General features: G+C 36.7%; 22 protein-coding genes. 7 read left to right on the top strand and 15 right to left on the bottom strand.

The features are described from left to right. Positions 1-84 precede the first annotated feature (84 nt). Complete coding sequence (locus R2R35_RS05650) at positions 85-1,023, top strand: LysR family transcriptional regulator (protein WP_317733533.1); 939 nt, start codon at positions 85-87, stop codon at positions 1,021-1,023. 2 nt (positions 1,024-1,025) lie between these two features. After that, positions 1,026-1,958, top strand: a complete 933-nt coding sequence (locus R2R35_RS05655) for an FAD:protein FMN transferase (RefSeq protein ID WP_317733535.1) — start codon at positions 1,026-1,028, stop codon at positions 1,956-1,958. 275 nt (positions 1,959-2,233) lie between these two features. On the opposite strand, the gene R2R35_RS05660 is transcribed toward R2R35_RS05655, so the two are convergent. From R2R35_RS05660 to R2R35_RS05685, 6 genes are all read right to left on the bottom strand, one after another. Continuing rightward, positions 2,234-2,428, bottom strand: a complete 195-nt coding sequence (locus tag R2R35_RS05660; protein ID WP_317733537.1) for a hypothetical protein — start codon at positions 2,426-2,428, stop codon at positions 2,234-2,236. A gap of 659 nt (positions 2,429-3,087) precedes the next feature. After that, positions 3,088-3,972 carry a LysR family transcriptional regulator gene (locus tag R2R35_RS05665; RefSeq protein WP_317733538.1) on the bottom strand — a complete coding sequence of 295 codons (885 nt, stop codon included), beginning with the start codon at positions 3,970-3,972 and terminating at the stop codon, positions 3,088-3,090. 209 nt (positions 3,973-4,181) lie between these two features. Continuing rightward, a complete protein-coding gene (locus R2R35_RS24635; protein WP_317734750.1) occupies positions 4,182-4,373 on the bottom strand; it encodes a hypothetical protein in 192 nt (63 codons plus the stop codon). A 57-nt stretch (positions 4,374-4,430) separates the two neighbouring features. Further along, entirely contained in the window at positions 4,431-5,024 is a 594-nt protein-coding gene (locus tag R2R35_RS05675) for a DJ-1/PfpI family protein (RefSeq protein ID WP_317733539.1), read from the bottom strand. A 107-nt stretch (positions 5,025-5,131) separates the two neighbouring features. Further along, complete coding sequence (locus tag R2R35_RS05680) at positions 5,132-5,698, bottom strand: flavin reductase family protein (RefSeq protein WP_317733540.1); 567 nt, start codon at positions 5,696-5,698, stop codon at positions 5,132-5,134. 11 nt (positions 5,699-5,709) lie between these two features. After that, entirely contained in the window at positions 5,710-6,090 is a 381-nt protein-coding gene (locus tag R2R35_RS05685) for a MarR family winged helix-turn-helix transcriptional regulator (RefSeq protein WP_317733541.1), read from the bottom strand. A 362-nt stretch (positions 6,091-6,452) separates the two neighbouring features. Here R2R35_RS05685 and R2R35_RS05690 point away from each other — a divergent pair, with 362 nt between their 5' ends. From R2R35_RS05690 to R2R35_RS05700, 3 genes are all read left to right on the top strand, one after another. Further along, positions 6,453-8,714: an excinuclease ABC subunit UvrA gene (locus R2R35_RS05690; RefSeq protein ID WP_317733542.1), complete on the top strand. Its 2,262-nt coding sequence runs from the start codon at positions 6,453-6,455 to the stop codon at positions 8,712-8,714. A gap of 12 nt (positions 8,715-8,726) precedes the next feature. Further along, entirely contained in the window at positions 8,727-9,149 is a 423-nt protein-coding gene (locus R2R35_RS05695; protein ID WP_317733543.1) for a MarR family winged helix-turn-helix transcriptional regulator, read from the top strand. Positions 9,150-9,272: 123 nt separating this feature from the next. Next, entirely contained in the window at positions 9,273-9,557 is a 285-nt protein-coding gene (locus tag R2R35_RS05700) for a putative quinol monooxygenase (protein ID WP_317733544.1), read from the top strand. A 228-nt stretch (positions 9,558-9,785) separates the two neighbouring features. On the opposite strand, the gene R2R35_RS05705 is transcribed toward R2R35_RS05700, so the two are convergent. From R2R35_RS05705 to R2R35_RS05740, 9 genes are all read right to left on the bottom strand, one after another. After that, on the bottom strand, positions 9,786-10,823 hold the full coding sequence (locus R2R35_RS05705; RefSeq protein ID WP_317733545.1) for an alpha/beta fold hydrolase: 1,038 nt from the start codon (positions 10,821-10,823) through the stop codon (positions 9,786-9,788). A gap of 279 nt (positions 10,824-11,102) precedes the next feature. Further along, the gene (locus tag R2R35_RS05710; protein WP_317733546.1) at positions 11,103-11,546 is read right to left on the bottom strand and encodes a GNAT family N-acetyltransferase; all 444 of its coding nucleotides are present in this window, start codon (positions 11,544-11,546) and stop codon (positions 11,103-11,105) included. Positions 11,547-11,999: 453 nt separating this feature from the next. After that, the gene (locus tag R2R35_RS24640; RefSeq protein ID WP_442872268.1) at positions 12,000-12,104 is read right to left on the bottom strand and encodes a hypothetical protein; all 105 of its coding nucleotides are present in this window, start codon (positions 12,102-12,104) and stop codon (positions 12,000-12,002) included. Between the two features lie 157 nt (positions 12,105-12,261). Then, positions 12,262-14,262 carry an ankyrin repeat domain-containing protein gene (locus R2R35_RS05720; RefSeq protein WP_317733547.1) on the bottom strand — a complete coding sequence of 667 codons (2,001 nt, stop codon included), beginning with the start codon at positions 14,260-14,262 and terminating at the stop codon, positions 12,262-12,264. Then, a complete protein-coding gene (locus tag R2R35_RS05725; RefSeq protein WP_317733548.1) occupies positions 14,262-15,959 on the bottom strand; it encodes a molecular chaperone HscC in 1,698 nt (565 codons plus the stop codon). The genes R2R35_RS05720 and R2R35_RS05725 overlap by 1 nt, the downstream gene beginning before the upstream one ends. Positions 15,960-16,085: 126 nt before the next feature. Next, entirely contained in the window at positions 16,086-16,265 is a 180-nt protein-coding gene (locus tag R2R35_RS24645; protein ID WP_442872269.1) for a TIGR02679 domain-containing protein, read from the bottom strand. A gap of 11 nt (positions 16,266-16,276) precedes the next feature. Beyond that, positions 16,277-16,690, bottom strand: a complete 414-nt coding sequence (locus R2R35_RS05730) for a TIGR02679 domain-containing protein (RefSeq protein WP_317733549.1) — start codon at positions 16,688-16,690, stop codon at positions 16,277-16,279. A gap of 201 nt (positions 16,691-16,891) precedes the next feature. Further along, positions 16,892-19,840 carry an AAA domain-containing protein gene (locus R2R35_RS05735; protein ID WP_317733550.1) on the bottom strand — a complete coding sequence of 983 codons (2,949 nt, stop codon included), beginning with the start codon at positions 19,838-19,840 and terminating at the stop codon, positions 16,892-16,894. Between the two features lie 1,416 nt (positions 19,841-21,256). Continuing rightward, positions 21,257-21,616 (bottom strand): cupin domain-containing protein, encoded by a 360-nt coding sequence (locus R2R35_RS05740; RefSeq protein ID WP_317733551.1) that lies wholly within the window; start codon positions 21,614-21,616, stop codon positions 21,257-21,259. 749 nt (positions 21,617-22,365) lie between these two features. Between R2R35_RS05740 and R2R35_RS05745 the strand changes: the two genes are divergently transcribed. Together R2R35_RS05745 and R2R35_RS24650 are read left to right on the top strand one after the other, a co-directional pair. Further along, on the top strand, positions 22,366-23,088 hold the full coding sequence (locus R2R35_RS05745) for an Ig-like domain-containing protein (protein ID WP_317733552.1): 723 nt from the start codon (positions 22,366-22,368) through the stop codon (positions 23,086-23,088). A gap of 172 nt (positions 23,089-23,260) precedes the next feature. Further along, complete coding sequence (locus R2R35_RS24650) at positions 23,261-23,419, top strand: hypothetical protein (RefSeq protein ID WP_442872270.1); 159 nt, start codon at positions 23,261-23,263, stop codon at positions 23,417-23,419. Positions 23,420-23,607 lie beyond the last annotated feature (188 nt).

Genomic DNA, 23,607 nt, shown 5'->3' on the forward strand with positions numbered 1-23,607 from the left:
ATAGTTATTCATTGAAGATTGATAACAACTTTGTTATAATCAAAAAAACTAGAGTGTGTCTACCATAATGGAAGAAGGAATGAAATGTCAAAAACCGACTCTCAAGATATCCTATTTTATATTGATGCCATTTTAAAATACAGCAATTACAGCAAGGCTGCGAAATCACTTTATATTTCTCAGCCTTATCTGACACAGGTTATAAAAAGGGTGGAAAATGAGTTAAACTGCGAACTGATCACCCGTAACAAGCTGCCTTATCGATTAACTGAGCAAGGAAAGATCTATTATCAATATCTTACTTCTTTAGAAAATAACTACGCTAAGCTGATTCGTGAAATATCAGATATATCAAATCGTGATAGAACGGTTATTAGGATTGGAGTACTTCCAAGCCTTGGTACCTACCTTTTGCCACTTTTTTTACCTGCATTTCAGAATCTGCATCCAAACTGCAGAATCGAGCTTGCAGAGATTTTACCAGAGAAAAGTGAAAAGCTCACGCAAAGCAATGAATTGGATTTTTGGATAGGACAAGATTCAAGATTCATTTCACCGAACTTAAATTCTGTTAGCTGGGGAAGGCACCGATACCGGGCTGTGATTCCGCGCTGCTGTAATCTCTATCAGACAGATGTAGCCGTTGTTCCTGAAGGAACGATTGACATAAGTGAACTCTTATGCCAAAAGCTGATCCTGACATCCAAAGGCTCCGCTATCCGAAAACAGATCGATCATCTACTAAATATTTATAAGGTGGAACCCGATATCATAATGGAAAGCACTGAGATCAATACTGCACTTAAGCTGTCTACAAGCAATATGGGGCTGACCATTATACCCGAAAGTATCTATGTTAAGGAAAGCCCCTCTGATTATAATATCTACCCCATTCCCATGGATGAAATAAGCTTAGATTATTTTATTGCCTATCAAAGCGAGAGGGCCCTGACCAGCCTTGACAATGATCTGATAAAGGCCTTTTTAATTCCTGGGCAGAACCATTCCATTACAGGAGTATGAACATGAAAGAGTATACGAAGATTATTTATCTTATGGGAACTAAAATCTCCCTCTATATTAAGGGTGGCGATGCCGAAGGTCTGGCAAAAAAGGCCGAGGAGATGCTGCTTCATTATAATGAAGTCTTTAGCGCCAACAGTGACAGCTCACAGCTTGCTCTGTTAAAGAAAACAGCTGCAGCAGCCCCTCAGAAGGTGGACAACGAACTGTATGAACTGATAAAAACAGGAAAAAAGCACAGTTTATCTGAAGATAGTTTTTTAAATATAGCAATCGGCCCACTAATAAAATTATGGAGAATCGGTTTTAAGGAGGCACAGGTACCGGACAAAGAAGCAATCAGTAACGTATTGGAACTTTTAAAGCCTGAAAATATACAACTGGATGAGGAGGAAAAAACCATCCATTTCCTAAAAGAAGGCATGGAGATAGACCTTGGCGCTATCGCAAAAGGTTATTTCGCTGATAAAGTAATGGAGTTATTCAAGAATCATGGAGCTGTTTCAGCAATGGTGGACCTGGGCGGCAATGTTCTCGTATTTGGAGAATCTCCTTCCGAAGGCGGCGAGTGGAACGTGGGAATACAAAATCCGTTTTTGCCAAGAGGGAATGCGGTAGCACTTGTTAAAATAAGAAACCAATCGGTGGTAACGTCAGGAATATATGAGAGGGTTCTTGAACAGGAAGGCAGTAAATACCACCATATTTTTAACAGCAAAACAGGCTACCCAATCAAAAGTAACATCGCTTCTTTAACGGTTGTTGCTGACAGCTCACTGGACTGTGATATCTGTACTACTGAAATGTTTGGATTAGATGCTGCTACGGTTATTCACAGAATGAACAGAATGAGTGATATGGGTGCGGTTGTAATCACTTTGGATGGAGAACTGGCCTGCACAAATAATCTCAGAGGGAAGATTATCCATTTATAGCCTATAACATTTTTGCAATAACGATAGCTATATTTGCTATGGCTTATTGCTGCTCTATCCTCACCAATCATATAAGATGGGCTTCTATTAGAAAGTAAATTTTGTTAGCTTTGCATAGTATCTGAGCTTATCTTCTGTAATCTCTATCTCTCGGGTTGCCTTAAGTGAGAGAAGGCAAGCCCTTTACTTTATACTTACCATTTCGGAATACCCCACAAAAGGCAGTTGTATCGGCAGATTTTTTTCACCGAACCAAAACACAAAGATTTTTATTTTCACTTTGTGTTATGCCTGCTCTCTTTCGTTTCGTCAGGCAAATTTGAAAAAACTGATGTCTCAGTATCATAAAATGCTGGTATCCATCCCTCACAATACGGGAAGTATTGGATATAGCTTGAGAAGCATCTTATAAAAGCTTCATAAGACTTTTCATCGTACCTTCTCAACCATTTGTTTTTTTTCTCTTTCATGTTAACCTCTATTCTTGCGCACGCTCTTTGCGCATACCAAGTTTATGGTGTGCAAGCACAAACTTGCGATTGAAAAATTTATTTTTCAACCTATGCTCCTCTATTTTAGCTTATATAAGCCCTCTACAGGGGGTATTGATCCATGATTGCCGTGGTAGAGTAGTTACAAAAAGTACATGCTTTCATGGACGCAGGTATCTTCTCTATAAAATCAGCCTAAGGCTATAGCTCTAGCATGGTGCCGGATCCAACCCTTAGAAATATCATACTACTATTGGAGTGCCTGCCTCAAACCCGCGAAAGTACCAAGTAGGCGAATTAGATACCCCAGAATGATTTCATATGAATTCTCGTTTTTTATCTCCTTTCACGAAATTTCCAGAAGAAATTAAGGCACCTTAAAAATATTTGTCCCCCTTTTGGTTAGTCATCGCTAACTAATATTCAAAAAAAATTGTCCTCAAAAGAACAAATCCCATCTTATTGTAAACAAAGTTAAATCCTTTGCTTTCTACAGTATAATCTTAAATATCAATAATTAAAAATATATAATAATATATATATGTATAAGAAATTATGTATTAATAAAAAAAGACGTATAACAAAACCAATGGCATTATGATAAAAGATTGGTTTTGCTACACGCCTTTTCGTTATAATTATATTGTAGTATTGAAATATTGGCTTACATATTCACGAAAATTTCTTGCCGCTTTTGAAAAATAACGTTGTTTTTTCCAGGCAAGTCGCAGAATATTCTTATAACTGATTTCCTCAATTTTAAGTAAAATAACCGGCAGTTCCTTTTTCTCAGCTTCAGAACACGGTAAAAAAGATACACCAAGCCCGGCTTCAACCAAATTAATAACCGCTGTAAATTCACTGCACTCACAGATGATATTTGGCTCAACTCCATTCTTTTTGTAAAATTCATCACAAAATTCTTGCTGGCTATAATTAGCTTTTAAGCCGATAAAGGCTTCGTCTTTTAAATTCTGAAAAGAAACTGTTTGGTAGCTAGCAAGGTAGTGTGCTGGTGAAACTGCCAGATAAATGTCTTCCTCTGCCAATTTCATAGTAGTAATATTAGAGTGCTCAGTAATGGTGTTGATAAAAGCAAAATCAATTTCATCTTTATCCAGTAGATGAAGCTTTTCCCGATCATCACCTAACTGTGTAATATGAAAATTCACTTTTGGATACTGACATGCAAAGCTTCCTAGTAAACTACCGAATTCTTTATTCAAAGATGTGGTTGCAAAAGAAACAGAACCCGTTTCACTTCCAGACAAATCGGATATCTCCTGCCGTCCTTCCTCAACTTCTTTCAGTATTCTATTCGCACGTTTTAAAAATACTTTTCCATATTCATTCAAGACAATATTACGTCCTGTCCTATTAAACAGAGGAACCCCCAAGTCCTCTTCTAACTTAGCAATCATGGCACTTAAGGCAGGCTGCGCAATTTGCAGCACACCGGCAGCTCTTGTCATATGTTCCATATTCGCCACAGTTTGAAAATATTTAATTTGCAGCAAATCCATAAAGTGCCTCCCTAATAATAGTATTTATGTTATTAATTTTCTCAATTTAATAACTATTCATGTATCATTGATATGGTATCACGGAAAATAGGATTTATCAAATGCAATCAATTATAAAAGCAATAAGGATGCTGTTTGATTCTAAGTAGAACCTTGGAGGAAGGTTGCTTTTCTATTATTCTATATTTCGACTTCCGTTATGGTTAAATTCATCGCTTCCCCACCGACCTTAACGCTAGAAATGGTGCACCGATTGATGTTCCCGTAGCCGATTCCTCCGGGATACTATATAAGGGAGCAAAGTTTCTACAATAAGCGTTAGCACCATGTAATGATTGCGAAGAAAAAATATGATATCCATCAGAATTGTACTTCTGACTGATATCCTTTACTTTTTTCATATCCGGTCTGATAGCATCTAAAGTCTCAAGGCTTCTTAGCGGGGGTTGCAAAAAATGTTAATTTCCCAAATCAATATCATATTCCATCCTTTTTGCAGTGATTTTTGCAGCTTTTAAACCTAATAATTTTTTTACAATATAAAAAGACATATTTATTCCCGCAGATATTCCACCCGATGTAATGATAGGAAATTCGTCAACAAATTTGACGTCACGTATAACTCTGACTTGTGGATAGTCTGCTTCTAATCTATCAATATCCATCCAGTGTGTTGTTGCTTGTTTTCCATCCAGTAAGCCAGCTTCTGCTAATAAAAATGCACCAGTACACACAGATGCCATTATTTGCACCTGCGTAAAGCTTCTTCTTATCCAATCAATGGTCTCCTGGTTATGAATTTCTATTACTTCCGCACCATATCCTCCGGGAATAATTAAAATATCCAATTGAGGCGCATCATGAAAGTCATAGTCAGGTTGAACCTTTAATCCGTTTCGGGTGCTGATTAACTCTTTTTTTCTGGCTATGGTATACACCTCGAATGCTTTTCCTGCATCGTTTTCTGTAATAGAAAACACCTCAAACGGACCCGCAAAGTCCATTACCTCAACCTCGTTAAAAAGCAATATACCTATTTTTCTGCAAGACATATTATTTTCACCTCATTATTTTCTTCTCAAACAAATGACCTCCGTATGTCTCAAATAGGAAAACATATTTACCGGATTATAATATATATTCAAATGCAAACCGTTCGCTACTTTTTCTTAATACTCAGTCCATCCCGAAAAGCATTTCCTGCTTTATCTCCGATTTTATGGTAATTCTTACTCATCCAATCAAACACAAGCGGACTAAATTTATCCAGCCTGACAGCACCTTTCTCATCCAATATATTCTCATCAACACTGATGTTCACGATTTCAGCAATCATGCGCCATTCTTTTGCATCATAACTTTTTACTTTACACTCTAACGCAAATGGAAGTTCCTCAATCAGTGGAGCATCGACAAAATCAGCCTTAACTGCATGAAATCCAGCTCTTGCAAATTTATCCGGAACCTTATTTGCAGTTTCAATTCCAACATAATCGCAGGCCTCAACAAAAGACGCATCTGCCATACTTACGGTAAATGCACCACGCAGCATGATATTCTTTAATGTTTTTCGTTCTGAACTAATGCAGATCGAAATTTCCTTTTCATTACTAATACCACCCCATACAGAATTCATGGCATCCGGAATTCCATTTTCGTCATATGCTGCAATAATAAAAACCGGTTGTGGTAACACATAAGATTTTGCTCCAATATTTTTTCTCATAATCTTACTCCTTATTTATCTTCCATGGCTTTTCTAAATGCCTGATCATATAGTTCCATTATATAAAGAAGTTCTTCCTGATGACTCTCAGATAATTGCTCCATTGCAGTATTTTCAGCATCCTGTATATGCTTAATCATAGGTTCTGCAAACTCTTTTCCTTTTTTAGTAAATAGAATTCGCTTAGATTTGCTATTGTCAGGTATTTCTTCCAATTGAAGATATCCCTGTTCTATTAGCTTCTTAATTACATTATTCACTGTCTGTTTCGGCAGCATTGTTCTTTCACAAATAATCTTCTGCGTACATACCTCATACTGACTAATAAGATTCAAAACAAACAATGTCGTATAGGAAATCCCGGCAGACCTGGCATAGTAATCATAAATCATTTCTAGGCCTTGCCGCATATTGCAAAAACGCTTTGCATTTTCATTCATACTTTTGTCACATCGCCTTTCAACTTATAGTCCCATTATGGGACTATTATACTGAATGGTTCTATGGATGTCAAGAAAGAACAGGCACAAGAAGAAAGCCTAATTACGAAATAGTGATCAGAGTACTTACCATTACATACCAGTTCCAAACAGTTGTCTATCAGCGACTGTAATAATTCCTACTCCCTTTTGTATATTTTTGTGATGGCAGAAAAAATCGTGCTCTTATCATTGTAATATAAAAAACAACGTGATAAAATATAGTTAACCCACTCATATATTAACCCTGTCACATAAAATAGCGAGGTAAAAGTATGTCTGATAATTATATTAAGGTATCAGGTGCAAGGGAACGAAATCTAAAAAACATAAATGTTTTGATACCAAAAAAAGAAATCACGGTATTAACAGGTGTTTCCGGTTCAGGAAAATCATCTTTGGTATTTGATACAATAGCGGCAGAATCGCAAAGACAATTAAATGAAACCTATACTAGTTTTATCCGTCACCGTATGCCGCACTATGGAAAGCCTGATGTGGACAATATTGAAAATTTGTCCGTGGCCTTTATAATCAATCAAAAACGGTTAGGCGGTAATGCTCGTTCAACGGTTGGGACAATTACAGATATTTATTCCGTATTACGTTTATTGTTTTCCCGAATTGGTGAACCATTTGTAGGTTATTCCGATGTTTTTTCCTTTAATAATCCGTCTGGAATGTGTGAACATTGTGAGGGCTTGGGAAAAATTGAAACCATTGATATTGAAAAGCTGTTAGATAAGAATAAATCCTTAAATGAGGGTGCTATCCGTTTTCCAACTTTTGAACCCGGTGGTTGGCGATTAACCCGCTATATTCATTCAGGCTTTTTTGAAAACGACAAAAAAATTAAGGACTATTCTTCCAAAGAACTGGAGCTGTTACTTTACGCTGATGGAATTAAGGTTATAAATCCTACCCCCGAATGGCATAAAACCTCATTGTATGAGGGTTTAATTCCACGCATTGAACGGAGTTTTCTTAAAAAAGAAGATGGTGAAAAAGTCAGATATGGAAAAGAAATTGAGCGGTTTGTTGTAAAACAGGATTGTCCCCACTGTCATGGAACACGCTTAAATAATAATGTGTTATCTTGCAAAGTGAACGGAAAAAATATTGCAGAATGTGCAGATATGCAAATAAATGAGCTTTTGGATTTTGTCAGGTCTATTCATGCTCCCGTATCCGCTACAATTGTTTCGGAACTTGTGAATAGGATTCAGCACGTAGTATCCATAGGACTGGGCTATTTAAGTTTAAGCAGAGAAACATCTACACTTTCAGGCGGGGAGTCTCAAAGAATTAAAATGGTTAGCCAACTTGGCAGCAGCTTGACTGATCTTACTTACATTTTTGACGAACCTAGTATAGGGCTGCACCCTCATGACATAAGCAAAATTAATGAGCTTATGCGGTTGTTGCGCGATAAAGGGAATACTGTTCTCATCGTAGAGCATGACCCGGATATGATAAAAATTGCAGATCATATTATTGATATGGGACCAGGTGCAGGAACCTACGGAGGGGAAGTAGTATATCAAGGGAATTTAGATGGGCTGAAAACAGCAGATACTCTCACTGCAAAATATTTATCATACTGCCCCAAGCTAAAACCTGATACACGTACCCAGAAAGGCTGGCTTTCCATAAAAAATGCAACCCTGCATAATTTAAAAAACCTTTCAGTTGATATACCAAAAGGGGTAATGACTGTTGTAACCGGGGTTGCCGGCTCAGGAAAAAGTACTCTAATTAATGGAGTATTACCACGGCTGTATCCTGAAACTGTTTTTATTGACCAAAAAGGGATTCAAGCGTCAAAACGTTCCAACATAGCAACTTTTACGGGTATTTTTGACATTATCAGAAAACTATTTGCGAAAAGGAATGGTGTAAACGCCTCTCTATTCAGTTTCAATTCACAAGGTGCTTGCCCTGCCTGCAAAGGTCTAGGCGTTATTTATACAGATTTGGCGTTTATGGATACAATTGTTACGGTATGTGAGGAATGTCATGGAAATCGTTATATGGACGAAGTGCTTGCCTGTCAGCTAAGAGGAAAGAGTATTGCCGATGTTCTTAAAATGACGGTCACAGAAGCCTTAGATTTTTTTCAGGAAAAAGAAATCGTAACGGTACTAAAACGGCTTTCAGACGTTGGTATCACTTATGTTTCTTTAGGACAACCATTAAGCACGCTTTCAGGTGGTGAGTTACAGCGAATTAAGCTTGCTTCCGAACTTGAAAACGGTGGTCAGACTTATGTTTTGGATGAACCGTCAACAGGTTTGCATATGGCTGATATAAAACAATTGATTGATATAATGAATCGCCTTGTAGAACAAAATTCCACTCTTATTGTAATAGAACACAATTTGGATATTATCTGTCAGGCAGATTGGATTATTGACATTGGTCCCTATGCCGGGCAGAATGGTGGTAAGATTATGTTTACAGGATTACCGAAAGATTTAATCAACTGTCCAAATTCTTTAACTGGAAAGCACCTGAAAAAGTATATTACTGAAAAATAGGAGGTTGGCTTAATGGCTATAAAAGAGTTAGAGGAAAGTTATATTCCCTTTCAATGCATGATTGTATCAGATTCAAATCGGTTCAATGTTGAAGGTGTTTCAACGGCACAATACTATATACTCGATACCTTGCATAAGCAGGGGGCGAAAACCACAAAAGAACTTGCTGAAATGAGAGGTATCTCACAATCTGGCATTTCAAAATTAACAAAGCGTTTACTGGAAAAGAAGTATATTATGCAGCAAAGGCAGACGGATGACCGCCGTTCTTACAATATTATGCTTACCAAAGAGGGGAAAGCTTTCTTAAATCGTGTTGAGGATTTTGGAAATGAAATTATGAAGCTAATCGAAGAAGCATTAACAGAAGAAGAAGTACATGCTTTTTCAACGATGTGCAAAAGGATTACAAACTTATACGCAGAAAAGCAATAGCATGAAAATGGAATCAAAACACTCAATTATGATTCCACTCCACACTATATTATAATTGTTGCTGACGACCTACTGCGATGCTAAAATTGAAAAGACTAATATGATTGATAAGGAGAGCCATACATGATAAAAGTAATAGTACCAAGTATTATAAAAGAAAACCACCTATCGGATGCTCTACAACTTTATGAGCTGTTGGTAAAGGAAACCGTAAAAGAACAGGGATGCATTTCTTATGAACTGTTTCAGGCGCTTGATGATCCCAATAGCTTAACTTTGATTGAAGAATGGGAAGATGAACAAGCGTTACATCGCCACACAAAGACACCTCATTTTATTAATTTGGTCGGAAAACTTGCGGAGTATGAGCAGGAGCTCCCTATTCATATCTGCAAGAAATTGTTTTAGAATACAGGCAAAATGAATTGTTTCAGACATTTATGACTTGAAAATCCGCTTGTTCAGAGCTTTAAAACCACACAAGCTTACTTTTGTAAGCTTTTCGGATACCTCCCACGGTTTTGTAGCAACCTTTGCATCCTTTGCCAAAGGTGCATTTTTTGCTACGCCTTTTGCTTCTTTTGCGGTTGCTGCATAAAGTGAAGGCCATGCTCCATTGTGGATCAGCGATTATGTTCACTTAGCAAACGTACTGCACATCCAATCATAGAATCTTTCCTTCTCTTCTAATTGCGGATAATGTGCTGAATTCTCGAATAGTATCATCTCATGTGGAGCTTGTCCGTTTAGCTTATTCAGGTATACCTCTGCGGCCTCCGGTGAAGTCATACAATCATATTTACCCATTACAAAATAAACAGGTATATCTATCTCAGTCACAATATCAGTAATGGGATTTATCAGTGCTTCCATAATTAGTGCCTCTTGATATTTGCCTGATGCTGTGTAAAATCGAATTGCATCAAGCAAATTATACTCGCTGCCAAAGAGAAAACCCTTTAAATAATCTGAGTTTTCATTGATATTGCGGGCAGCAAATCCATATTTTCGTACATAATTACGTGGTGTAATTTGATTACCTTTTGATATTGAACTTTCCAAGTCACTTAAATAGGCTACATCTTCTGTATTTCCCGCCTCTATAGCAGCTTCAATACATTTATTTAATCCATCCAGCTCGCTTTCAATAGTGTTTGACATTTGGCCTATTCCTATATACGCATAAAACAATTCTGGTTCTTTAGCCGCAGCCATTGTGGCAATGTAAGTTCCATAGGAATGGCCGATCAAAATCACTTGTTCCTGATGCAAATACTGCTTGATATACTCTGTAAGAGCAATTAAATCATCTACATGCGTAGTAGAAGTTACATCAGAATAGTCAGTCCCGAACTTATACGATTTTCCACTTCCTCGTTGATCGTAATGGACAATAGTAAACTCCTTTTCCAGCAAATCCTGATATCCTCTTATATACGGGATTTCCGAACAACATGGTCCCCCATGTACAAATACAATAACTGGATTATTACGGTTGCACCCACGTATCATAACCTCAATGTCTGTTTCGTTAATCTTAATTTTTCGCAATTCGCTAATACTATTTTCATTAGATATCTTAGGAGTCCATGTAGGAAAGCATAGTCCTGCAATGATCAAAAGCATAAATATAATTCCAAACCATTTTACAATTTTAATTAATTTCTTAATCATTATTTTATTAATTTTCGTTCCTCCTTCTCTGAATTACTTTTCAAAATAAATCCATCTTATTGCTTCAACCTTACAAATGTTATCTATCCTGTACAACTTATCCCTATACATATCTTTTATGAATTGATATGTATCCATAAGCGCTAAAATTCTATATATTCCTTATTGAGCCTGTTCATATAGATTTCCTGAAAATCATTAATTTTCTGAAAAGCATCCAATCCTTTACTGTAATTTCTGCTCTTACAAAACCTCATGCCTTCCTCTAAAATTCAATTTTTAATTTAATTTCATGTATAAGAGCGGGTATGGATTCCCTTGTTCGTCACTATCAGTTCTTTTATAGACTTGAAATCCCATGTATTCATAAAAACCTTTGGCAAGAGGATTTTGCTCATTCACCGTCAACTCATTCACTTCAAAATTTTCAATTCCATATCTAAGCAACTTCTTCCCAAGGCCTTTCCCTCTTTCTTCCACTGCGATAAACAGCATTTCAAGCTTCTGTCCATGAATTCCCATAAAGGCAATCGGAACTGAATTTTCATTCTCACCTACAATCAAATGCGGTATCTCCCTTAACGCTTGAGGAACATATTCTTTAATATTTTGTATTTCGTCGTCTGACAAAAACAGATGTGTCGCTTTTACAGACTTTTCCCATATCTCTAATAGTTGCTGCAGTAGCAATGGGGTTCTTTCTATTACTTTAATTATTTCCATCTTTTTCTCCGCAATTTCTAATTTATCTCTCAGCTACAGGACAAAATGCTTATTTGAGAGGATTCAAACCTTGTGTAAAAACGTTCATTTCCCTTACCCCAAGTTCTTTTTGTCATCTGGATAGATTCTGCTGACTGATACCTTCCATTATACTCTCCCTCATATTTAGTTTTAAAACATTCATATAAATTTCCTACAATAAAACGTTCATCAACAAATGTTAATGAGTGCATCCATTTATCATAAATATTATCCTTATTTCACTTTATTTAACAAACTAACAGTCTCCAAATGTCTTGATAGGGCCCAAAAGATGCCATACCCCTCTGGTATCCCCTTGGCGTAAGCCTATATTTCGGATAAAGTCACCTAGATAGGCTTTTTTAGTAAATTTGCTGCCTATTTTTGCATTACAATTCAAGTTAATAATAAAAATATTATCAGCAAATTAGATTAGTGTGATACAAGGTGCTTGGTGTATAGTTCAAGCAAAAACATAAGCTGCTCAGTAATTTCCTGAACATTGCAGGGCATAGAATTATTGATCCACCTTACCAATACGCCAATAAACCCGGAAGTTAAAAAATATTCTTAGAATAATAAATTGTAGATGTTGTATGTACCTTGTTTTCTTTCCAAACATCTGCAATTTCTATAAATCTGGCCTGTCCAATATAAAACAGAGTAATTCATGTTCTTTTCCACTTTAATTTCTTTATTTGCAAAACATTCCTAAAGTAATTGCTTCAGCCAAGTAATTTTCTATATCCCCTTGTTGAAGCTCCTTCGCATACTCCAAAGCGGTTTTACCTTGGTTGTCCCGTTCATTCACCGCTGCACCCTTTGAAACCAAAAACTCTACCATATCGGGTAAAGCTGCTTCTACCGCAAGGATCAATGCTGTTTTCCCGCTTTTATTTTTTTTGTCGATGTTATAGGGCTTTTTCATTAAATATCTCAGAAGTTCAAATTTTCCGTTCCTAGCACCAAGCATAAAAGCTGTATTCCCTTCATTATCGGTGTCTTCCAGATGAAATCCTTCTTCCAAAAGAAGTTCCATCATATCCAATCTATTATATGCCGCAGCAATCAGAAGCAGATTTCTTCCTTGGTTATCTTTGGTCTGAATATCCGCACCTTCTTCTCTTAAGAATTGAAAAACCTCTGGCCGGTTACCGGAGACAGCTTTTGACAGTGCATCTCTTCCCTCTTCGTCCTTAAGGTTGATATTTGCACCATGCCTGATTAAGTATTTCATAAGGTCTAGTTCACCCGTATTAGCAGCCTTCGAGAGCGCGCTACCGCCAAACAGGTTCATGGCATTGATATCAGCACCCATTTCCAAGAGGTAATCCATGGATTTATAGGCTTCGTCATCCGCACAAAACATAAATGGAGTAGATCCCGAAATACAATTTTTCAGCTCCAGGTCAGCACCGCTTTTTAGCAAAAGCTCCATCATCTTTCTATTCATTTTTACAGAAGCCATTATTAACGGTGTCCACCCATAATTGGTTTGAGTATCCACAAAGGCTCCGCGTTCCAAAAGATATTCTGCAATCTGAAACCGGTTATGTTTTACTGCCATAAACAGTGGGGTAGCACCGTTCTTACTTCGTTCTTCGATATCAGCACCCTTTTCTTCCAGCAGATACTTTACCCGTTCAAAAAGTCCTATACCGCTTGAAAGCACCACATTCAACAGGCTATCATCTCCACTATGCTCCAACAGGCATAATACGACCTCACGGTGCCCATTGTCAGCCCCAATATCAAAAGCAGTCTCACCGTTATCCAAGGCTGCACTGACTGATGCTCCATTCTCCAGCAGGCACTGTACAACCTCCAGGTCTCCGTTCTCTACTGCATACATTAGTGGAGTCCTCCCATCCCTACATCTTGCTTCTACATTTGCACCTTGTTCTAACAGGTACTCTACTAGTTCTATATCATTCTTCTGAACAGCCCACATGAGGGAAGTTTTTTCAAAATTTCCATTTGCTTCTATATTGGCACCATATTGAAGCAGCACTTTAACAATATTATGATAACCCATTGCCGCCGCGGATTCCAGTGGGGTCATACCCTTGCTATTCACAACTTTTGTACTGGCTCCATTTTCTAACAATCGAAGTACAATAGCATCCTCACCAAAGCCTACAGCATAACACAGATCATTTTTGACCAGTGCGGAAAATGCCACGTCTTGCTCACTCCACTGAAAAACACTGTCCAGAAGGCGAAAAACGCCATCGGATAGCCGGTAATTCTCCATTAGAAATTCCATCATTTCGTTGCCTAAAAGACTTCGATCCTCCAAGTTCCACAATACTTCGTCATTCAACAATTCTTTCCACTGATTCATATCATTTCTTGACTGGGCATCAGCATAAATGCTTTCCACTTTATCCATAAATTCTCGAAGTCTGACCGTATCATCTGCCAGGCTTGATGTATTTTCTTCCGAATAAGCCATATTATTCTCTATATACTCTGTTAAAGTTTCATCCGAAAAATCACCTGAATCTGAAGTTTCCTGCCCGGATTCTATCCTTACTTTTTTCTGTCCCAAAGCTATATCATAAGCAGCCTTTAGTCTTTGAAAACCCTCCGGATCTTCTTCCGGACGATGCTGCTTCAACTTTTTTGCATATGCCCTTTTTACCTCTGAACTACTTGCATTAGAGCTTATCTCCAGGATATCCCATATATTCATCAGTACCCCCACCACCTTTCAATTTCTTCCAGTTTCCCTTTTAATTCTTTTGCTGCTTTTTTAATTGCTCTTTCATTCTGCTTCTCAAGAACCTGCTCAAACCTTCTCAATATATAATCAATATGTTCCCGTTCCTCCCCTAGGGCCTCCTGGTACAGACGTTCACCTTTTGCAAGCAGCAGCCTGTTTTCCGTATGTTCCCTGGGGTGGATTTTTATGTTTTCCAAAACTCTAAATCTCTCATCAATTTCTTCCTTTGACAGACTTCCGGGACTTTTCTCTATAATTAATCTTCCTTTTTTCCCTGTACTTACTACTACCGCCTCTACTTCCAATATTCCGTTAATATCATAGGTATAACGGACATCTATCATTTCTTCTCCAGCGGGAGCGGGTGGAATTTTAATCCAGAGTTCACCTAGCTTAATATTATCCTGAGCTCTTCTGCTTTCACCCTGGTATACATCAATGACAATGGTGGTCTGGTTATCCTTAAGGGTACAAAGCCGCTCAACTTTGCTGATGGGTATTGTGTTATTCCGTTCGATGATTGGCAAATAATAACCAGGTTCATATTTCCCGTTCTCCATAGATTTGGATACGGATGTTCCAAGGGAATATGGGCATACATCAGTCATAATAATCTCTTCCAATGCCTCGTTTTTATCTTTCAGAGCTGCCTGTACGGCAGCTCCTAAGGCAATTGCTTCATCCGGGTTTATGTTAGTAAAAGGAAGCTGTTTCAATATTTTTCCGACAGTCGATTTGACAACCGGCATCCTGGTTGCTCCTCCCACCAGAATTACGGCATTCAGATCTCTTGGATTAAGCGAAGCATCTCTTAAGGCGCGCTCAATTGGATGGCGCAGACGAAATAATAATTGGCTTACAATAGATTCAAAATTATCACTATCCACTGTCATTTCATAGCTTTTATCGTCTATCACAATACCCATTTTTCCTTTATCCAATGGTCCGAGGGTACATTTGCAGAATTCCGCTTGTTTATACAAGGCAGACATAGCTTTTAAATCCAGAGATTCCCTATCCAGCTCCTGAGAATTTATAAAATAAGAAACCAGTGTGTTGGTAAAATCTTCACCCCCCAGGAAATTATCTCCTGCAACAGATTTAACCTCTATGACTCCTTCAAATATCTCAAGTATGGAAATATCAAAGGTGCCTCCTCCCAGGTCAAAAACCAGAAAGGTGCTCTCCTCCTGCCGGTGGATCCCATAAGAAAGAGCCGCAGCCGTCGGTTCGTTGATGAGTCTTTCCACCTTTAGTCCTGCCAATTCCGCTGCATATTTGGTAGCTTTGCGCTGAGCATCATTAAAATAGGCAGGCACACTGATAATTGCATCCTCAACTGGAATTCCCAAAAATGCTTCTGCATCCGCTTTTAATGATCGCAATACAAAGGAAGAAAGTTCTTCGGGTGTAAAATGATAATCGCCCATCGAAAAGCGTTTTTCCGTTCCCATAAAACGCTTAAAGGACGCTGCTGTACGGTGAGGATGCGTGATGAGCCTCTCCTTGGCTACTTGTCCTACAAGAATTACCCCGGTCTCATCTACGCTGACCACAGATGGAGTAAGTGTTGCTCCAATTACATTTGGTATTATTTCCGGTCCGTGGTCAGTCCAGTAAGCCACAAGGCTGTTTGTTGTCCCTAAATCAATTCCTATTGTTGTCATCTAGACCTCCCTTAAAATAGTATTGTAAATATTTCATTCGTCACCTCTATTAATAATTTTTTGAATCGGACTCAATGTAATGACTCGACAATATGCTGCAACTTTCAGTTTTTAGATTTCGGTAGTTTAGGTGGTATGACCATAATCTTTTTCATAAAATAGTTCTCCAAATTCTAATAACTTTCCAGCTACGCTGCCTTTATCAAAAAAATGAGGATTCGATGTAATTTCTGCACTAAGTACTGCCAAGCGAATTCTATTTTCGCCCATGAATTGTATATATGAAACAGCTCTACACACCTGCATTATGATTGCCTTTATGGCATTTTCCTGTTTTTTATACTCGCTAGTGATAGGGCCATATCCATATTTTTTTGCAAAGCAACCTGTTCGAGCCACCTGATTGAGTCTTTATGTCTGCTTTTCTCCTCAAGCAGTTCCTTTATTATCGCCTCAAAAAATGTTTGCTTCGCTTCTTTCCTTTCCTGATTTTCCTCCTTATTTGTAATCAGTTTTTCATGAAAGTAACCTTCCAGAAGCTCCTGCATCCCGATTCCTCTAAATTTTGTTTCCTGGAGCGCTTTCTTAAACTCACTCATACGGAACTTAACCGCTTCGCTGTCAAAGCTTCGTCCCAGAAATAACCGCAGGGCTTCCCTCTCGGCATCATTGGCGCTTTCTAATACAATGAAGCCAGATACACTTCCATAGCTTCTCCACTCGTGATGCACTTCCTGTAGCCAAATATACGGTTTCCGAAATCGACTGTAAATACTTCATTGAAGCTCCCTCTTTCATAGCGTTAAATGTTGTCGTCTTTAATCAAGCGTACTAGAAAGTACTATTTTATACATATTTAGTGAATTCATTTTAATTAAGCAAATTAGTTTTGAAGTATACATTCCATATCCCCCTTAAAAATCAACACTATGTTATATAACATTTGAACAGATACATTTTTTCAGCAATCCACTTGCACTGTTTGGTGCATCTTTCAAACAGTTGATGTCTCCGAATACGAAAAAGTTATCTTTTGCACGGGATACTGCAACATTCATCAAGCTCTTGTTTGTATCAATGAAAAAGCATCCGTCCTGGTTTCCATATACTGTTGACAGTATAATAATTTTTCTTTCTGCCCCTTGAAAAGTATGTACTGTACCAACGCTTATCTTTGAATGATTGGTTGGCATCTGCTTTTTTAGCTCTGACTTTATACACTCAACCTGCGCTTTAAATGGTGTGATAATTCCAATCAAACTTTCTCTCTCCTCGTTAGGATAAGCATTTGCAATGAATTTGAAATTATTTTTCAGCCATTCTGCAATCTGTTCCGCTTCTAAGTGGTTTAATCTGCTGCTGCCTTTCCTGCTCGAATACTCTGAATCAATTTGCTTAAATCCCATTTGCGGCCAGTGCTCTATAGCAAGCTTTTGGTCTTCCTTGCCCTTTCCTCTCATCGGCTGGAGATTTCCCTTATAAACCAGTCTATTGCAGTAGTCAATAATTTCATCATAACAGCGGCGATGCTCATTAAGGAACAGGCCTTTCTCATCAAATTTTTCATATTTGCAGCACTTGGCAGCAACTTTCATTACACTGGAGCGAGAACTGTTTAATCCAGTCTGCTCCAGTAATTCAAATTCATCTAGGGATTGTATTGCCCCATTTGACACCGCCAAGGCTTTATCCAGTGCTCTGTTCACACTCCATACCGGCTCTATCTGATAAACATCACCAACGACTACGGATTTTTTGGCAAGTGAAAACGCTCCTGCAGCAATCTCCGGAGATACTTGACCCGCTTCATCTACAATGAGCAAATCAATGTAATTATACATAAAAAAGGTTTTTTGTTCTCCGAATGCCATGAACTGCCTTGGCAACATGTAGAATGTCATAACCAGGCAAGGAGTTATCATGCTGAGCCTGTTATAAAACTTTTCCAAAACATTTATAAAGTTAGTGCCTTTCTGCTTTTCGGATAGCTCATCCTCTCCACTGACCCACCTGCATTCATAATAATGAACTGCCAGCCAAAATTCTATATATCTATGCTTTTTATCAATCAAGCCGTTTATGTAATCAAGATCAAGCTTATACTTTTCATCTTTTTCACCATGTAACTCGATATTGTGCTGATGTAACTGCTCTAGTTCATTGTCATATCGGCTTTTTATTTTCTCAATTACAAATTTTTTCTTCTTAAGGTCAGTAATTGTTGTATTGCACTCAGCATACAACCGGCTATATTTTTCTTTGATTTCGTCCAAGCTCATATATTCATTTAAAAAGCTCTGCTCTTCATCGTTTATAAATAGCCTAAATTCTGTTTGTATTTTCCTTGTAAAAGTTTTTATAAACTTTAACCATTTGACATAGAAAGGTATCTTTTTATAACAGTTTTCCCAGTCAATAATTCTTTGTCGGATGTTAGAGATCGCTGTTTGCTTTTCTTCAATTTGTAGAAGCAAATATTCTAAACATTTATCTATAGTTTCACCATTCAAATCACATTGAGAAGCTTCCTGCGCAAGTGAAAGCAATGCTGTTTTACTCTTCTCTATGAACATCAACTCTTCATGCAATTTCTCCTGACAAGCAATTATACTAGTATACTCGCTTTCAAAATATTCATTGCAGCTTTCTATCAGCTTGGCCTTCGATTTTTCGATATTATCTTTATCTTCAACATCAGAGATGAAATATTCTCCTCTTTGATTAGTGTACTGATACCCTTTGCTTTTTGCTTCTTTTACCTTTGAGAATGACGGAAAATAGGAGGCAAAGCTATTCACTCCCTCAATCCATCTCTCTTCTAAATTAGATATGCCTATCTTTTTGATATTTCCGAAAGAGGAAATGATATTTATTACCGCCTGATTGTTCGTTGAAGAAGCTACAATAAGCGGAGCCTTCTCCTTTTTTATCGCTCTTTTCACATACATATCTGCTACTATCGTTTGCAACAGAGTTGTTTTTCCTGTACCCGGTGGACCATTTACCGCCAATATCTCACCAACACTCATGTAATTAAAATGATTGACAGCTTCTCTTTGGGACGGTGAAAGCGGATATTCCCCGCCCATCTGACCGCAATGTACCTGCATTTTTGTCAAATCGTTTTTTATGAGCGGGCTTGCATTTGCTATTTTTGTAGATATGAAATTCTCATAAAGGGCCTTGGGCTTATCATCTTCCTTGAGATGATTATATAAATTCATGATGTGAAAAGTCGAATAAACAGTTTTATCTAAAAAAACATATACATGATTCTCAAGTTCAAAAAACGGTTCTTTGGCATCCAGATTTCGGATTCTGTTTTGATTAAATTCAGATTCTGTAACAAACTCATATAGTTCTGTAAAAAAAGTAGCATACTCTGACCAGGATTTAATTTTCTCTACACGGTCTACATGATTACTCATAAAATTATCAACCGTTTCAGCTTCTCCAATTGCTAATTTGGGTTCAAGCATAGGTATAAGATACTCTCGTGGAAACCATGGGAGTTTTTTGTCTCCCTCATCAAATAACAGCAAGCCTTCTTCATTAAGAATCGACGGTATATAGTATACTCCAGTAAGTTCCACAATTTCATCTTGTACCTTTTCATTTGCCTCATATATTGTTTTTATCGTTTTAGCACAAATGATGACATTTACAAGAGATTTTTTCTTTGTTTCATTTTCATTGTCAAAAGTACTCTTATTTACCTCTGTAAATATATTCTTACAGACAGTAGGGTTGATTCTCCCTTGCATCATTTCTTTTGAGTCAAGAATGTAATAATTATCAACCTTAAAATCGATGCCCATATTTGCTTGAGCTGCAACTGCGCTTCTAAAATACCCTGTTATCACTTTTGATTTATTATTCATTTTGTCTCCCTAAGCTCCATAACATTTATCAACTTTACTTTTCTTTATTTACAATAACTCTTTTCTAAAACAATTTTTCTAAATCTATCAGTTATCATAAATATCAAATGCTTTTTATATTTAAGTACATAATTTCCGTTGGAGCGACGTTCCCATTCTTTTTTAAGAAAATTTATCTTCCTCATATGTCTGTTTAAGGTTTTTTCTCGTTGACGCGGTGAGTCATAATCTTCTAGCATTTTTGCGTCACACATATGACCCACTCTGAGCTACCTGGATATTTGCTACATTAAGTGAACATATCTAACTCCTTCTTGATTGCACATTTCACACTTTTCATATAATTCATCTTTTTTGATTGATATCCATATCATAGCAACTTCACACAAATCAATCATTCCAACACATCTCCATCTTTTATGAGAAACGCACTTTTATCCCTTAAAACTCCATATACACAACCACTCATCATATATCCGAGTTGCTTTAATAACTTTAATACTTATTTCATTTTATGACAAATTGTAAAATTATTCAATTAAATACTCGCAATTCATTATGATTATACGTTCAAATTGTCACCTTTATATTATCAATAATACATCATCATCAGTCATAAAAACGACAAATAAAATAAGACACATTCTCATCACTGAAAACATGCCTTTCAACTTCTGTCCCTGATTTCCTAGTGTCAAATCCCTTAAGTGAAAATAATATCCACAAGCAGTCATATCTGTTGCTTAAAATTTAAGCGTAAGTGGACGTCTTGAACGCCATTAAAGCGTTCACCTTTCAGAGGTATATCCCATCTTTTTCCTATCTCTAAAATGCTTTAGAAAGATCCTACTCTCAACTATTCTATGTCATCCGCAGAAGAGCGAAAACCACAACATCTTGTCGTCTAACCCCTATTTTCCTTATCCAAACCACAACAAATCATCAGTATCACTGCTTTAACATGCCTTGAAGCAACAATAATGATGACTGCAAGACTTAGTGCTTCCTTTGCGAAAGGATATTTTTCTCGACAACGGTTCCTTAAAACCTGTTTTTCGATTTTAACCTCTGCTCTTTAATTGATCGGGTACGTCATCAATTCTATCCATCGCCATTTGTGAAAAATACAGGACACAACTTTTTTGTTCAATTCTATATCTCAGATTCCTAAAATACATATAAAAATTACCAAACCAATAAGTTTGTAACTTTTAAATGTTCAATAATAAATATTGGTGTATGTTATAAAACATACATCCAACATCTTATTTTTTATATTAAAATGCATTTATACGAGGCCTCTTTATAAAGGCACGTCGTCCAAGCAAACATTATAAAGAAGGTTTTCCGATAGAAGCACTCTCATTGTATCAATAATCTTTCATGTAATCTCTCATAATTAGTAAATGTATTTTCTTATATTATTTCTAAATTCTCCACAGTTCTTTCATTTTTAATATTCCCTGTATTCAATGTCGTCTTTGGTTCAATAAGCATAACATGTACTTCATCCTCAGCAACCGGCATATGTTCTACTCCTCTTGGTATAATAAATAATTCACCCTGGTTTAAAACGATATCTTCCGTACGAAGTTTGATTACCATTTTGCCTTTAATAACCATGAACATTTCATCCTCATTTTCATGTAAGTGCCATACAAACTCACCTTTTAACTTTACGAGTTTTACATATGATTCATTCATTTCACCAATAATCTTAGGACTCCAGAAATCATTGAAAGTTCCCAGCTTTTCATAAACATTAATTTTTTCCAATTTTCAGCCTCCAATCCACTACAATTTATGGTGAATATACATAGCAGCAATCAGTCTGGCGTCTCTCCTAATCTTAAACTTTACATCCGCTTTTTGGAATGCCCGCCAGTGCCTCATTCACAGCGTTCATTTTAAGCCGGTTGAATACCTTACATTCTTATTACATCACAATGGAATGAATGGGTAATCTATGACGTGAAAGTGTCAATATGCTACTTTTTAACTAGAAGCCGATAAAAGCTTGGTAGACTTTTTGCTGTTTTCTTCAATATTACTTCTTCTCGTGTATCAAAATAAAACCAATAACAGTTACAATTCGTTCGCTAATTATAAGTATCTTAATTTAGACATAACTCAACTTTTATTCACGGCGCAATTCGACACAAACTTCACAATGCACCGTATTCGGATTGTAAAAATCACTATTGCATTATTATCATTTACTTTCTTCTACAGCATTGATTTTATCATATTCTAGAAGAAATTAAAACATTTTATTACACTTGATTGCATATAGTATAATATTTCTGCAAATTAGACGATGGCCGAAGCATAGACCTTATGTTCTTCACATGTGAAAATAAGTGGGTAATAAAATCTTAATATTTACCAAAATATTCAATATAGAAGTGTTAGTAACAGTTGATCATCAATAATTCCCCAGACTATCTCCTTGGGGGATTATTTAATTTGACATTGCAGGGAATATAATCCATAATAGTTACACAATATTACATAGGAGGAGAATAATGAAAAAATATTTAAGCCTATTTTTATTGGCTATATTATTAGTATCATTACTACCAATTAGAGCAGAAGCAGCCAAAGTAAAATACGTTCTTAAAGCTGATGTTGTTTACGAACTTTATCCCAAAGAAAAAATTACACTTTATGTAAATACGAAAAGTAAGACTACATGGAGCTCGTCAAACAAAAAAATTGCAACTGTTTCATCTAAGGGTATAGTAACCGCAAAGAAACCAGGCAATACAATAATTACGGCTACTGTTGGTAAAAAGAAGTACAAATGCAAAGTACAGGTATGGTCACGTGAACCAGTAATCATATCTGAACATGACATCTCACCGCAAGATCCAGTTGATAGATATGCAGCATCTGAATATGTCCTTCCTGAGGAAGATAAGGATTCGTACAATAGAGATATTGACGGAATTAAGGTACCCGACTCTTACGATGATGAATCTGATGAATACGGTGATGATCCTGAGTGGGTTGGTGATCAATATCTTAATAGTAAATATGGGCTATCAGCCAGTAGGTTTGGTGATAAAATCTATCTCATTAGAGGTGCTGATGATAGTTTCGAAATAACAGCTTCTCTTAAAGGAGAAATAAAAGCAGGAGTTGTTTATGAATGTAAATATAACAATTATACAATTAGAATCAAATATGTAGACGAACTTCTACTACTTAATACAGATGATTTAAAAAATGCAAGTATAATCAAATGATATAACCCGGAGGATACTCCTCCGGGATTTTTTAATACTTTCTACTGGCTAGTGCTGTCTTTGTATTAATGCCTGCAAATAAATATTAAGCAGCAGTTATGTAAAGAGGGAATGACTGGTTTTATAGACCACCAAAATACGATTCATATCGAACAATGAAAAAATTCATTCTATGTATCAACGTGAAATTCAGGACTTACAAATACAAGCGAGGCAAGTAATTCTACTAATTAATACCAGAAAAATGTTTTGTACTAATGCAGAATGCAATCATAAAACCTTTGCAGAAAAATTTGATTTTGTAAACTCTCAAATAGTTTTAACTTACTAAAAGCGAAATTTCTTTTAATGAATATTTTTATCAAATCAACTAAGCTTGGAAAGAACCTATGGTGCGCTTACCCTTCTTCAATTATTTTATACCAATAACAGCACAATAAAAACATACAGTACAGCAAAAAGCACCCAGCAACAAAAGTCAAGGAGTGCGCTAAAAATATTACATATTCAGTTTTAAAA

It is taken from the genome of Anaerocolumna sp. AGMB13020, from assembly GCF_033100115.1.
In the GTDB taxonomy this organism is placed as follows: Bacteria; Bacillota; Clostridia; order Lachnospirales; family Lachnospiraceae; genus Anaerocolumna.